Genomic DNA, 12,633 nt, shown 5'->3' on the forward strand with positions numbered 1-12,633 from the left:
GGAAAAGATGCCAGCGATCGTGCTCCTCGGCGCTCAGTGGGGCGACGAGGGCAAGGGCAAGGTTACCGACCTGCTTGGTGAGCGGGTCGACTACGTCGTGCGCTACTCCGGCGGCAACAACGCCGGCCACACGGTGATCACCCCGGACGGCCAGAAGTACGCGCTGCACCTGATGCCGTCCGGTGCGCTCTCGCCCAGTGCGATGATCATCATCGGCAACGGTGTGGTGGTCGACCCGAAGGTGCTGCTCGCCGAGATCGACGGCCTGGCCGAGCGCGGCGTCGACGTGTCCCGGCTGCGGATCTCCGGTGACGCGCACCTGATCATGCCGCACCACCGGGCGCTGGACCGGGTCATCGAGCGGTACCTCGGCTCGTCCCGGATCGGCACCACCGGCCGGGGCATCGGCCCGGCGTACGGCGACAAGGTCGCTCGGATCGGCATCCGCCTCCAGGACCTGCTCGACCCGGGCATCCTGCGCAAGAAGCTGGAACTCGCACTGCGCGAGAAGAACCAGATCCTGTTCAAGGTCTACAACCGCAAGGCGATCGATCTTGAGGCGACCGTCGAGGAGTACCTGGAGTACGCGGAACGGCTCAAGCCGTACATCGCGGAGACCCGGGCCATGCTCTGGGACGCCCTGGACCGGGGCGAGACGGTGCTGCTGGAGGGTGCCCAGGCCACCATGCTCGACATGGACCACGGCACGTACCCCTTCGTGACGTCGTCCAACCCGACCGCCGGTGGTGCCTGCGTGGGCGCCGGCATCCCGCCCACTTCGATCAAGCAGGTGATCGCGGTGAGCAAGGCGTACACCACCCGGGTCGGCTCCGGGCCGTTCCCGACCGAGCTGTTCGACGCCAACGGTGACCACCTGCGCAAGATCGGCGCGGAGTACGGCACCACCACCGGCCGGGAGCGCCGGTGCGGGTGGTTCGACGCGGTCGTCGCCCGGTACGCCTGCCGCCTCAACGGCGTCACCGACCTGGTCATCACCAAGTTGGACGTGCTCACCGGGATGCCGAAGGTGCCGATCTGCGTCGGCTATGAGATCAACGGCGTGCGGGTCGACGACATGCCGATGAGCCAGACGGACTTCCACCACGCCAAGCCCGTCTACGAGGAACTCGACGGCTGGTGGGAGGACATCACCAAGGCCCGCACTGCCGACGACCTGCCGGAGAACGCCCGCCGCTACATCGCCCGGGTAGAGGAACTCTGCAAAACCAGGGTCAGCGTCGTAGGCGTAGGCCCAGGCCGAGACGAAAACGTCCACCTCCACCCCCTCCTCCCCTAACAGTGCCCCCGTCCGGGCCTCCGGCCTCCGGGCCTCCGGCCTCCAGGCCTCCGGCCTCCGCCGCTGATCATGGGGTTGACGGGGTATTCGATCTACCAAGGTCCCGTCAACCCCATGATCGCGCAGGTGGTAGGCGCTGTTGTCCACAGGGTTGTCCACAGGGGTGGTGGTTGGCCGGCTGAGCGGTCAACGTGGGGCTCGTGGATCGCGCCGACCTCGTTCGTTCGATTGCCGCCGCTCAGGATGGCTTGATCACTCGAGCGCAGGCGCTGAGAGCTGGATTCAGTCGGCACGACATCGATCATCTGGTGGCCGTAGGCCGTTGGCAGGCTCTTGCTCGAGCCGTCTATCTAACGCACAGCAGGTACGGTGCGCCACCTACTCGTCGGTGTCGTATTCGTGCCGCCCTGCTCTCGTTGGGCCCGGACGCTCATGTGGTGTTCGGCACTGCGGCTGAGGTGTACGGCATCGCCGGACTGCCGCGTCGGGACGAAATCCATGTAGCGCTGCCGGGCAGGGCGGCAAAGCTGGCGCGGGCATCGGATCCCGCGATCCTGCTGCACCAGCTCGAACACCCTCCAGGCACGGTGATGCAGGTGAACGGGATCGCGGCTACGGAGCCACGGCTGACTGTTTCCGAGATCATCTTGCGGGAACGCCGGTACACGGCGGTCTCGGTGCTCGACTCCGCGCTCAACCGGGGGCTCCTGACGACCGATTGCCTGGCAACCATCCCAGGTCTGATCCGAGGTCGGCGCGGCGCGGTCGCGGCACGCGGCTACCTCGCTGAGGCGGATGGCCGGGCACAGTCGCCACTGGAGACCCGCTGTCGGCTGCGATGCGTTGACGGGCGGGTTCCGCCAGACGCTCTCCAACTGCAGGTGTGCGACGACGACGGGCATCTGCTCGGCATCGGCGACCTGGGCTGGCGAGGCCCCAGGTTGATCGCCGAAGCAGACGGCCGAGACGCGCACGGCACGCCGGAGGCCGCTTTCGCTGACCGCCGCCGGCAGAACCGCCTGGTCAACGCCGGCTGGACCATTGTCCGCTTCACCTGGCAGGACACCCTTAACCCCGACTACATCCCCCAAACCGTCCGGCAAGCAATCGCAGCCGCCTATTTCCGTCGATCATGAGTTTGACGGGTCAGTGAGCCTCTAGAAGTCCCGCCAACTTCATGATCAACGGGGGCTGGTGTGGGGGACAGTAGGATCTGGGGTCGTGCGGGTTCTTTTGGTGGGTGGTGGGGGGCGGGAGCATGCGCTCGCGCTTGGATTGGCTGGCGATCCGGCCGTTGTCGCGGTGGTTGCTGCGCCTGGTAATCCGGGGATCGCCTCGCTGGCTGAGTTGCGGGCCGTCAACGCTTCCGATCCGGCCGCGGTCGCGGCGTTGGCCGTGGAGACCGCCGCTGACCTGGTGGTGATCGGGCCGGAGGCGCCGCTGGTCGCCGGGGTTGCCGACGCCGTCCGCGCCAAGGGCATCGCCGTGTTCGGTCCCTCCGGTGAGGCCGCTCGGCTGGAGGGTTCCAAGGCGTTCGCCAAGGACGTGATGACCGCCGCCGGCGTGCCGACCGCCCGGGCGTACGTCTGCACGGACGACGAGAGCACCGCCCGGGCGTTGGACGATTTCGGCGCGCCGTACGTGGTCAAGGACGACGGGCTCGCCGCCGGCAAGGGTGTGGTGGTGACCGACGACCGGTCCGCCGCGTTGGCGCACTCCCGAGAGTGCGGCCGGGTCGTGGTCGAGGAGTTCCTCGACGGTCCGGAGGTCAGCCTCTTCGTGGTCACCGATGGGGAGGCGGCGCTGCCGCTGCTGCCCGCACAGGACTTCAAGCGGCTCGGCGACGGCGACACCGGGCCGAACACTGGCGGCATGGGAGCGTACGCACCGCTGCCCTGGGCTCCGTCCGGCCTGGTCGACGAGGTCCTGCGCGACGTCGTGCACCCCACGTTGGCTGAGATGCGCCGCCGGGGCACCCCGTTCGCTGGCCTGCTCTATGTCGGGCTCGCGATCACCGCCGCCGGCCCCCGGGTCATCGAGTTCAACGCGCGCTTCGGTGACCCGGAGACGCAGGTGGTGCTCGCGCTGTTGGAGACCCCGCTGGGCGGGCTGCTGCACGCGGCGGCCACCGGCACGCTGGCCGAGCATCCGCCGCTGCGGTGGCGCGACGGCAGCGCGGTCACCGTGGTGCTCGCCTCGCCGGGCTACCCGGCCGCGCCGCACACCGGCGACGTCATCACCGGCGCGGACCGCCCGGGCATCATCCACGCCGGCACCGCCCGCCGGGCCAGCGACGGCGCGTTGCTCTCCGCCGGCGGCCGGGTTCTCTGCGCCACGGCCACCGGCCCCGACCTGGCCTCCGCTCGGGACGCCGCGTACGCGTTGGTGGATGGGGTGGAGCTGGCTGGCTCGCAGCACCGCACCGACATCGCCGCCGCCGCGATCGAGAACCGGATCACGATCCCCAGCTGAGTCCCCGCATCAGCGGGCTGGGGTCTCGACCGCGAACGTCCGCGGTGTGGGTCGGGCTGATGGAGCCCGACCCGGTGTCGGGCCACCCTTGTAGGTCGTCCACGATCACGTAGCTCGATGCCCCGGTCCGAGCGGGCGGAGCGGATCGGCTTGGGCGCGGTCAGCGGGTTCGCCACGCTTCGGTGCCGCCGAACGACATTCTGAAGAGCCGCACCCGGGCACGTTCTGTCACCACCACGGCCGGACGGCCCGCCGACAATCCACCCGGCGCGCCGATCCGTCGCCTGGCCGAGCGGCGGGGTCGAACGGGTGGCGGACCGGTGCGGGCAGGAGATGCGCCAGTCTGGTGAGGTTGTCGCCCCCCGAGGGCAACCCGGCGTTGCTCCGGCCACGACTTAGCGGTGTCGGAGGCACAACGACGGGAGGAGTGGAGATGCGGGTTTGCGGACGATCACCGTGCTGTTGGCGGCCGGTGGGAGGACAGGTCCGAGGATGCCGCTGAGCCGGAGATCGGTCGAGCGGGCTGCGGCCGATGCCGAGTACACCGAGTGCGTTCGGGTTGGTCTGCCGCAGTGGCGGCGGACGGCGTACCTGATGTGCGGTGACTGGCATCAGGGCGACGACATCGTGCAGCGGGTGCTCACCGAGCTGTACCGCAACTGGTCCCGGGCACGGCGGGCCGGCAACCTGAATGCACTGGTCCGGACGATGCTGATGCGACGGTTGATCGACGAGCGGCGACGCGGCTGGGCTCGGGTGCGGCTCACCGACCTGCTACCGGAGCGGCCCGCACCGACCGCCCCGGACGCCGCCGAACGGCTCGATCTGGTGGCAGCTCTGTGCCAGGTCGCGCCACGGCAGCGCGCCGTCCTGGTGCTGCGCTTCTTTCAGGACCTGACGGTGGAGGAGACGGCGCAGGCGCTCAGCTGTGCGCCGGGCACCGTCAAGAGCCAGACCGCCAAAGGGCTGGCGACGCTGCGAGGCCTGCTCGCCCCCGCCCGAAATGACGTGCCGACCACCATGCAGACCGGCATGGCGAGTGGTACGCCGACCAACGTGTTGGCCCACGGGAGTTGACGATGATGGATGACATGGATGTGGCGCGGTTGATGCGCGCCGAGGTCGAGTCGGCCGAGACGCCGTCGGCCGTTGTGAACATCGAACGGGCGATGATCGCCGGGCGGCGGCAGCGCTGGTACGCACGGGGTGCGGGTGCCGCGCTGACGGTGGTCGCGGTGGCCGTCGGCGCGGTCACGGTGCCGGGTCTGGTTGCGCCGGACCGGTCGTTGGCGCCGGCGCTGGAGATGGTCGGCGCCCTGGCTCCGCTGGAGCCGTACACCGGGGAGGTGCCGTCGCCCGACGCGTCCCGGATCCCGGCCGCGTTGGAGACGGTCGACCCGACCGTTCAGTACGTTCGGTTCGGTTGGTTGCCGTCGGGTTTGGACAGCTTGCAGTACCAGTCGGGTCTGCTGCTGAGTGGGCCGGGTGTCATCCTGATCGGGCATGCCGCCGACTCGCCGAACCGTAACTGGGCAGGGGTTTCGGTCAGTCTCTACCCGCAAGGGGTGACGCCGCCCGTGCCGCAGGTCATGGGCATCGATCAACGGGCACCCACCCTGAGTACGGCACCCGCGCCCAATGTGCGGGGCGCAACGGCGACCTTTACCCAGTACGACGTCGACGGCACTGACCGGCTCTCCCTCCGCTGGCAGTACGCCCCGGACGGCTGGGCCGCGGTCGATGTCTCACCCTGGGCGGTGGGGCAGGATGCCCGCGAGATCGCCCTGCACGTGGCCCAGAAGCTCAGGTTCAGTACGACCGAGCTGGTGCGGATGCCGGCCCAGGTGAAGGGGGTGCCGCAGAAGGTGCGGCCGATCTGGACCAACGTCTCCGGGCCGCTGACCCCGGACGGCTGGCGGTGGTACGCCGGCGTCACGTACAGCGCCGAACCCTCCACGGCGGATCCCGGTAGGCAGCGGGCGAAGACGGTGGACGTCAGCTTCTCCCCGTACGTCGTGATGACCGACAAGATCCGGGCCGAGTTGAATGGGAAGGTGTTATACGAGCCGCCGAACACCACCATCGACGGTCATCAGGCGTATTTCAACGATCCCCCTGATCCGACCTGGTTGGAGAGGCTGGAGGTGCTCGACGTACGGGGGATGGTGGTCCGGATCGACGCACACCGCGGAACGCTCGATGAGCAGGGCACGAAGGGCCTGTTCCGGCAGCTCGACCTCGCCGAGGCCAAGCCGGACTGGCGGCCTTCGCTGATTGTCGACTGACGGGCGCGGTAATCGCCCCGGAACCCGCCGGTTTTCGCCGACGGTTCCGGGGCGGTCAGCCGTAGTAGCGGCGCAGCTCGCGGGTGAGCACCTTGCCGGTGGCGTTACGGGGCAGGTACTTCACGAAGATCACGTCCCGGGGGACGGAGAATCGGGCCAAATAGTGCCGGACGTACTCGCGTACCGCCTCGGGGTCGAGCGTCTCGCCCGGGTGCAGGGCGAGGAACGCGGACAGCCGCTGGCCGTACTCGGCGTCGGGTACGCCGATCACGGACGCCTCGCGGACCTGTGGCAGCCGGGCGAGCAGATCCTCCACCTCGGACGGGAAGACGTTCTCACCACCGGAGACGATCATGTCGTCGGCCCGGCCGTCGACGAAGAGCAGCCCGTCGGGGTTGAGTCGGCCGAGGTCACCGGTGTCGAGCAGGCCGTCGTGAATTTCCCGGCTGGCACCGGAGGTGTATCCCTCGAAGAGCATCTCGTTGCCGACGAAGATCCGCCCGACCTGTCCGTTCGCGACCGGCTGTCCGTTGTCGTCGAGCAGCTCGAGTCGGGTCCCGTGGGGTGGTCGGCCAGCCGTCGTGGGTGCCTCGCGCAGCTCCTGGGGACCCGCGATGGAGGCCCAGGAGACCTCAGTGGAGCCGTAGAGGTTGTAGAGGACGTCTCCGTAGACGTCCATGAACTTCGGGGCAAGCCCACCGGGCAGCGCCGAACCGCTGACCGCGACGACCTTGAGCGGGGGGCGCGGGTCCGGCGCGGGCACCTCCAGCAGCCGCTGCACCATCACCGGCACGGCGAACAGCGCGTCGCACCGGTGGTCGACCAGCGCGGCGAGCGTGGCGGCCGGGTCGAAGCGGCGCTGCAACACGATGGTGGCCCGTAGCGCGAAACAGACCTGAAGGGCGGCGAATCCCCAGGTGTGGAAGATCGGCGCCGTGATCATTACCCGGTCGCGGGTGTGCAGCGGGATGCGATCGATGATGGACACCAGCGGGCCGAAACCGCTGGGCGTGGGTCGTCGGGCACCCTTGGGCGCCCCGGTGGTGCCGGAGGTGAGCACGATGATCCGACCGTCGCGCTCCGGCGGGTGCAGGTCACCCGGCAGTGCCCCGGCCACCAGCTCCTCGCGGGCGCGTTCGTCGAGGCGGGGCAGTTCGGCGGCGAGGCCGAGGACCCGCTCGGCGAACTCGTCGTCGTGCACCAGTAGCCGCAGTCGCTGCTCGTCGGCGACAGTGCCCAGCTGGGCCGCGGAGAGCCCGGTGTTGACCAGCACCGCGTCGACGCCGAGCAGGGTGGCCGCGACGATCGTCTCGATCAGCCCGTGGTGGTTGCGGCAGAGCACGCCGATCCGGTCGCCGGCCTGTACGCCGAGCCCTGCCCGCATCGACCGGGCCATCCGTTCGGCCCGGTCGAGCAGGTCGTGGTACGTCAGCTCGACGCCACCCTCGTCGATGACCGCCGGCCGGCCGGGGTCCCGGGCGGCTGCCTGGCGTAGTTCGCCGGCCAGACTCCACCCCCACGTACGCAACGCGTTGAGCTGCGAGGCGACCCGGACCGGGCGGCCGGGGGTGAGCAGCCCTCGACGGGTCAGCGTGGCAACGATGAACGGCAGGTCCATGCCCAGACCTCCTCGGGGTGGTGCGCGGACGGGCAACCGGGCTGCCGTCCATCAGGGCGTCTTTCCTTGATCATGCACTGGACGCGGCGGGAGGCCCAGTTGGCGTCGGCGTGGGGTGACGAAGACGGCACGGATCGTGGATTCCGCAGCGCGCGGTAGGAGGACGCCGCCGGCCCGTCGGCCCGACCCCGGTCGCGACGGGGTCGGGCCGAAGAGTCAGCGGATCTGCATTCCGGAGATGGCGCGGGAGATGACCAGGCGCTGGATCTCGGAGGTGCCTTCGAAGATGGTGTAGATCTTGGCGTCCCGGTACCAGCGTTCGACCGGATGGTCGCGCAGGAACCCGGCCCCGCCGAGCAGTTGCACCGCCTTCTCGGTGACCGACACCGCCACCTCGCCGGCCTTGAGCTTGGACATCGACCCCTCGCCGGCGGTGAACGGGCGGTTGTTGCGGCCCATCCAGGAGGCACGCCAGACCAGCAGCCGCGCCGCGTCGATCTCCATCCGCATGTCGGCCAGCGCGAACGCGACCGCCTGGTTCTCGATGATCGGCCGCCCGAACTGGACTCGGTCCTTGGCGTAGTCCAGGGCGTACTCGTAGGCGGCCCGAGCCACGCCGAGCGCCTGCGCACCGACCGTGGGTCGGGACAGCTCGAAGGTGCGCATCGCGGCCTGCCCGGTGGCCCGCTGACCGGAGCGGGCCCGGTCGAGGCGTTCCAGCAGGGCGTCCCGCCCGCCGAGCAGGCAGCGGCCGGGCACGCGTACTCCGTCGAGGAAGACGTCGGCGGTGTGTGACGCGCGGAGGCCGAGTTTGCGCAGCTTGCGGGTGGCGGCCAGGCCGGGGGTGCCCGGCGGTACGACGAACGCCGCCTGGCCCCGGGAGCCGAGCGTGGGTTCGACCGAGGCGGTGACCACGTGCACGCCGGCGATTCCGCCGTTGGTGGCGTACGCCTTCTGCCCGGTGAGCACCCACTCGTCGGTGGCCTCGTCGTAGACGGCCCGGGTGCGCATGGCGCTGACGTCCGAGCCGGCTTCCGGCTCGCTGGTGCAGAACGCGGCGACGGCCGGCGAGTCGACGTCGCCGAAGCACTGCGGCACCCACTCGACCAGTTGGTCGGGGGTGCCGGCGCCGTAGATGGCGGCGACGGCGAGGGAGGTGCCGAAGATGCTCAGCCCGATGCCGGCGTCACCCCAGAAGAGTTCCTCGCTGGCGATTGGCAGGGAGAGCCCGGTCGGATCGGCCCAGCAGGTGGCGAGGAACTCGAAGCCGTAGAGGCCGACCTTGGCGGCTTCCTGGATCACCGGCCACGGGGTGTCCTCGCGTTCGTCCCACTCGGCGGCGGCCGGGCGCACGACGTCGGCGGCGAAGCCGTGCACCCAGTCGCGCAGATCCCGCTGCTCCTCGTTCAGGTCGAGCGAGAATTCAGCCATGTCAGGCCTTGGGGATGTCGAACAGGTTGGCGATGTTGGCGGCGAGGCCGAGGTCGCCCTTCGCCTTCAGCTTGCCGGTCATGAACATCATCACCGGGTTGGCGCCACCGGAGACGATCTTCAGGAACTCGACCGGGCCCATGGTCAGGCTCAGCTTCGGGTCGTGCTCCGGGGTCTCGTTCACGGCGCACGTGCCGTCGGCGATGACCACCTCGTAGGTGTCGCTGCCGCCGTCGGGGCGACCGGTGATGACCCAGTGGATGACCGCGTTGGTGGTGCCGGCCCGGTCCGCGCGGAACAGCGACGGCATCCGGCCGAACACCTCGCCCAGGACCTTGCCGCGCAGGTCACCGGACATCACCTGGGCGATCTTGTCGTCCGGGGTGGACTTGACCAGCTGGGCGAACTCCTTGGGGCCGACGTTGGCGAAGGTGGCCGGGTCGAAGTCAGTCATCAGGTGCGCCTTCCGGAAGATTGGCTACTCGCGCGTAACCTTACGCACGAGTAGGTATGCTCGCAAGGTGTCCACCGGCCCCGCCTTCAAGCGCCTGCCACGCGCCGTTCGTGAGCAGCAGATGCTCGACGCGGCCGTCAAGGTCTTCTCCCGGCGCGGCTTCCACGCCGCCAGCATGGACGAGATCGCCGAGGACGCCGGCATCTCCAAGCCCATGGTGTACGCGTACCTCGGCAGCAAGGAGGAACTCTTCGTCGCCTGCCTGCACCGGGAGGGCACCCGGATGATGGAGGCCATCGCCGGTGCCGCAGCCCCCGACCTGCCGGCCGACGAGCGGCTGTGGCGAGGGCTGAGGGCGTTCTTCGGATTCGTGGGCGCCTACCGTGACGGCTGGGCGGTGCTCTACCGGCAGGCCCGGGGCGAGCAGCCGTTCGCCGGGGAATTGGCCACCATGCGGGCCCGGCTGGTCGAGGTGGTCGCCGGGATGCTCGACCACGCGCTGCGCGCCGAGGGCCGCGAGATCACCGCCATCGACCTGGAGGTCGTCGCGTACGCCCTGGTCGGCGCGACCGAGTCGCTGGCCGACTGGCTCGCGGACCACCCGGAGGCCGACCCGGAGAAGACGGCCACCCGGATGATGAACGTGGCCTGGCTCGGTGCCGGCCAACTCCTGCACGGCGTCACCTGGTGCCCACAGCGGTAAGGGCTGCCGGTCAGTGGCGGCGCGGCGGTGCGCACACATCCACGGCGACGTGACCGTCCCACGGAGGAGGTCGAGCAGGGCTTCCGCGTCCCCATGCTCGCCGGGCGCGACCCGGCCGGTGGCCGAGTCGCCGGATCACCCGCCGGGACGTCCGGCGGAGGGGACCAGGGTCGGTGGGGCGAGCAGCGGGCCGTGCGGGGTCTTGTCGCCGGCGGTGGGGCCGTGCGAGGTCAGCACCACCGGTGCGCGCAGTTCCGCGCGTACCGCCTCCGCCCAGTCGGACGGCGGCTCGTCGTAGACCGGGCGGGAGCGCAGCAGACGGGCCGTGAGCGCGGCCTGCCGGTCCAGGTCCCCGGGCCGGCCGGGGGTGAGCCGGTCGGTGGTGTCGTAGCGGCGGCAGATCCGCAGCCCGGGGCCGGCGAGGTCGAGGTGGGTCAGCGCCAGGCCGTCGACCCCGCCGGCCGCGGCGAGGGCGTACCGGTGGGCGACCGCGTCGAAGTGGCCGAACCGGAACCGGCCCTGCCACGGGTTCGTCGGGTTGTGCGGGTCGGCCAGTGGCAGGTGCGGGTCCTCGGTCACCAGCGGGCCAGGGCCGTGCCGGGTGGTGACCAGCCGGAGCACCCCGATCCGGGTCGCGGTGCCGGGCAGGCCCGCCTCGGCGAGCAGGCTGTCGGCGTTCGCGAAAGTGGTGGTGCTCCACGTGGTGTACGGGTGGAAGCCGTGCCACTCGTCGAGCAGCACCCCCTGGGCGCCCTCGAAGACACAGGTCCCGGTGCGCAGCGCCCCGGCGAGCCAGCTCTCGTCGACGATCGCGACCCGACCGGCGAACCCGGTGAACGCGGGTAGACAGTCCTCGACCGGTGGGGCGTCCAGCGGGCCGAGCTCGGCGGCCAGCCGGTCCCGCAGGGCGGTCAGCCGGCGGCGCAGCAGTGCCGGGCTGCGGCAGTCGGCGACCCGGGGCGCGTCGTCGGGGTGGGCGAGGCCGTACTGGACGGTCTCGCCCACCCCCAGCCCGCAGGAGCCGTGCCGGTCGGCTCCCCGGGCGATCTCCCGGGCGCGGTTGGCGGCCCGATGGTATGGGGTGGCGAGCAGCGCATCCCCGTCGACGGTCAGCCGGTCGAGCGCGTCGGGCACCCCGACCGTGGCGAGGTGATCGGCCTCGGCGGCCAGCGCCAGCGGGTCCACCACCATGTGCTGGGACAGGTGCGTACGGACCCCGGGATGGAACGTGCCGGCGCCGAACTGTGCGAACGTGTGGTGCCGCCCATCGCGCAGCACGACGTTGTGCGCCGCCTGCGCGCCCCCGTTGAAGCGGACCACTGTGTGCACGGGTCGGGTGGCGCAGAGCCAGTCCACGACGGTGCCCTTGCCCGCGTCGCCGTAGCCGAGGTCGATCACCGCCACGTGCCTCACAGCCGGGTCACCCCACCAGCGGTGTCGCGAAAGGTCGGCAGCGTCGACACCTCGGCCCGCCGTCCCCGGCCGAGGCGGGCCAGCGCCTTCGACACGGTGCCGGTGGCGCCGGAGCCGGCGCGGTCCAGGTCGCGCAGGCCCTCGTCCAGGTCGATGGCCTGCTCGCCGAGGCCGATGGTGAGCGCGATGGTCTCGCAGACCGCGTCGAGGTCGTCGAGCACGACGGCGTTCTGCCCGAGCAGGTCCCGCCAGAAGTCGAGCACCGTGGCGTTGCCGGCGTAGTGGCTGCCGGCGGGGAGCAGGTAGTAGGTGTCCCAGCGGCGGGTCACCTCGTCGACGACCTGCCGCAGCGGGACGTCCTCGGCCAGGCCGTCGCCGATCAGGCCGGCCACCTCCCGGGCTTTCACCCGCGGGTATGCCAGCTCGTCGCCGATGATGAACAGGTAGCCGCGCCGGCCGCGCTTCTCCCAGCTGTCGGTGACGGTGTGCCGGGCCATGAAGTACATGGCCAGCTCGTACGACTCGGTCATCTGCCCGCCGCCACCACCCTCCAGCACGATCCGGCCGAGGTCGTCGTCCATCCGGTTGTCCGACTCGAACTGGCCGACCTGCAACGGCACCCGGTCGCAGGTGGCGTCACCGATCGCCCCGAACATGATCTGCGGGTCGCTGGCATAGCCCTGCCGTTGCAGCAGCCCGAGCAACTGCGGCAGCTTGCTCTGCAGGACGCGCGGCACCTTGCCCATCGAGCCGGTCACGTCGAACAGCACCGCGACGGGCGTCGAGCGCGGGTGCTCGTCGGAGTCACGGCTCTCTCGCGTCGCCTCCCGGGGGTCGAGCGCGGGGTGCACGGTGCGCGCTCCACTGTCGCTGTAGGAGAAGGCGCTCTTGCCGGTCGACCGGCGGTAGCGGTCGGCGGCGTCGTACACGTCGGTGGACCAGATTCCACTGCCCATGACA

General features: G+C 70.7%; 11 protein-coding genes. 6 read left to right on the top strand and 5 right to left on the bottom strand.

Going from position 1 to position 12,633, the window contains the following annotated elements:
* Positions 1 to 7: 7 nt before the first annotated feature.
* The 5 genes from OG811_RS11495 to OG811_RS11515 all read left to right on the top strand — a co-directional run bounded on the left by OG811_RS11495 (position 8) and on the right by OG811_RS11515 (position 6,054).
* Complete coding sequence (locus tag OG811_RS11495; protein WP_406074037.1) at positions 8 to 1,297, top strand: adenylosuccinate synthase; 1,290 nt, start codon at positions 8 to 10, stop codon at positions 1,295 to 1,297.
* A gap of 458 nt (positions 1,298 to 1,755) precedes the next feature.
* On the top strand, positions 1,756 to 2,433 hold the full coding sequence (locus OG811_RS11500; protein WP_406074039.1) for an endonuclease domain-containing protein: 678 nt from the start codon (positions 1,756 to 1,758) through the stop codon (positions 2,431 to 2,433).
* A gap of 85 nt (positions 2,434 to 2,518) precedes the next feature.
* Entirely contained in the window at positions 2,519 to 3,769 is a 1,251-nt protein-coding gene (gene purD / locus OG811_RS11505; RefSeq protein WP_406074041.1) for a phosphoribosylamine--glycine ligase, read from the top strand.
* Between the two features lie 492 nt (positions 3,770 to 4,261).
* Positions 4,262 to 4,846, top strand: coding sequence for a SigE family RNA polymerase sigma factor (locus OG811_RS11510; protein ID WP_406074042.1), 585 nt, complete (start codon positions 4,262 to 4,264; stop codon positions 4,844 to 4,846).
* Between the two features lie 2 nt (positions 4,847 to 4,848).
* Positions 4,849 to 6,054, top strand: a complete 1,206-nt coding sequence (locus OG811_RS11515) for a hypothetical protein (RefSeq protein WP_406074043.1) — start codon at positions 4,849 to 4,851, stop codon at positions 6,052 to 6,054.
* A 55-nt stretch (positions 6,055 to 6,109) separates the two neighbouring features.
* Here OG811_RS11515 and OG811_RS11520 read toward each other — a convergent pair whose 3' ends face one another.
* The 3 genes from OG811_RS11520 to OG811_RS11530 all read right to left on the bottom strand — a co-directional run bounded on the left by OG811_RS11520 (position 6,110) and on the right by OG811_RS11530 (position 9,557).
* Positions 6,110 to 7,672, bottom strand: a complete 1,563-nt coding sequence (locus OG811_RS11520; RefSeq protein ID WP_406074045.1) for an AMP-binding protein — start codon at positions 7,670 to 7,672, stop codon at positions 6,110 to 6,112.
* Positions 7,673 to 7,888: 216 nt separating this feature from the next.
* The gene (locus tag OG811_RS11525; protein WP_406074047.1) at positions 7,889 to 9,103 is read right to left on the bottom strand and encodes an acyl-CoA dehydrogenase family protein; all 1,215 of its coding nucleotides are present in this window, start codon (positions 9,101 to 9,103) and stop codon (positions 7,889 to 7,891) included.
* A 1-nt stretch (position 9,104) separates the two neighbouring features.
* Positions 9,105 to 9,557 (bottom strand): SCP2 sterol-binding domain-containing protein, encoded by a 453-nt coding sequence (locus OG811_RS11530; RefSeq protein WP_406074049.1) that lies wholly within the window; start codon positions 9,555 to 9,557, stop codon positions 9,105 to 9,107.
* Between the two features lie 67 nt (positions 9,558 to 9,624).
* Between OG811_RS11530 and OG811_RS11535 the strand changes: the two genes are divergently transcribed.
* Positions 9,625 to 10,260 carry a TetR/AcrR family transcriptional regulator gene (locus tag OG811_RS11535; protein WP_406074051.1) on the top strand — a complete coding sequence of 212 codons (636 nt, stop codon included), beginning with the start codon at positions 9,625 to 9,627 and terminating at the stop codon, positions 10,258 to 10,260.
* 135 nt (positions 10,261 to 10,395) lie between these two features.
* On the opposite strand, the gene OG811_RS11540 is transcribed toward OG811_RS11535, so the two are convergent.
* Together OG811_RS11540 and OG811_RS11545 are read right to left on the bottom strand one after the other, a co-directional pair.
* Positions 10,396 to 11,673, bottom strand: coding sequence for an adenylosuccinate synthetase (locus OG811_RS11540; protein WP_406074053.1), 1,278 nt, complete (start codon positions 11,671 to 11,673; stop codon positions 10,396 to 10,398).
* Entirely contained in the window at positions 11,670 to 12,629 is a 960-nt protein-coding gene (locus tag OG811_RS11545) for a hypothetical protein (RefSeq protein ID WP_406074055.1), read from the bottom strand. Before OG811_RS11545 ends, OG811_RS11540 begins: the two co-directional genes overlap by 4 nt.
* Positions 12,630 to 12,633 lie beyond the last annotated feature (4 nt).

Origin of the sequence: Micromonospora sp. NBC_01638 (assembly GCF_045209745.1) — a bacterium.
Taxonomy (GTDB): domain Bacteria; phylum Actinomycetota; class Actinomycetes; order Mycobacteriales; family Micromonosporaceae; genus Micromonospora.

Excerpts from the sequence above, each read along its gene's own strand:
- OG811_RS11520 (WP_406074045.1), bottom strand. The coding sequence starts at position 7,672 with ATGGACCTGCCGTTCATCGTTGCCACGCTGACCCGTCGAGGGCTGCTC.
- OG811_RS11530 (WP_406074049.1), bottom strand. The coding sequence starts at position 9,557 with ATGACTGACTTCGACCCGGCCACCTTCGCCAACGTCGGCCCCAAGGAG.
- OG811_RS11545 (WP_406074055.1), bottom strand. The coding sequence starts at position 12,629 with ATGGGCAGTGGAATCTGGTCCACCGACGTGTACGACGCCGCCGACCGC.
- OG811_RS11495 (WP_406074037.1), top strand. The coding sequence starts at position 8 with ATGCCAGCGATCGTGCTCCTCGGCGCTCAGTGGGGCGACGAGGGCAAG.
- OG811_RS11515 (WP_406074043.1), top strand. The coding sequence starts at position 4,849 with ATGATGGATGACATGGATGTGGCGCGGTTGATGCGCGCCGAGGTCGAG.
- OG811_RS11525 (WP_406074047.1), bottom strand. The coding sequence starts at position 9,103 with ATGGCTGAATTCTCGCTCGACCTGAACGAGGAGCAGCGGGATCTGCGC.
- OG811_RS11510 (WP_406074042.1), top strand. The coding sequence starts at position 4,262 with ATGCCGCTGAGCCGGAGATCGGTCGAGCGGGCTGCGGCCGATGCCGAG.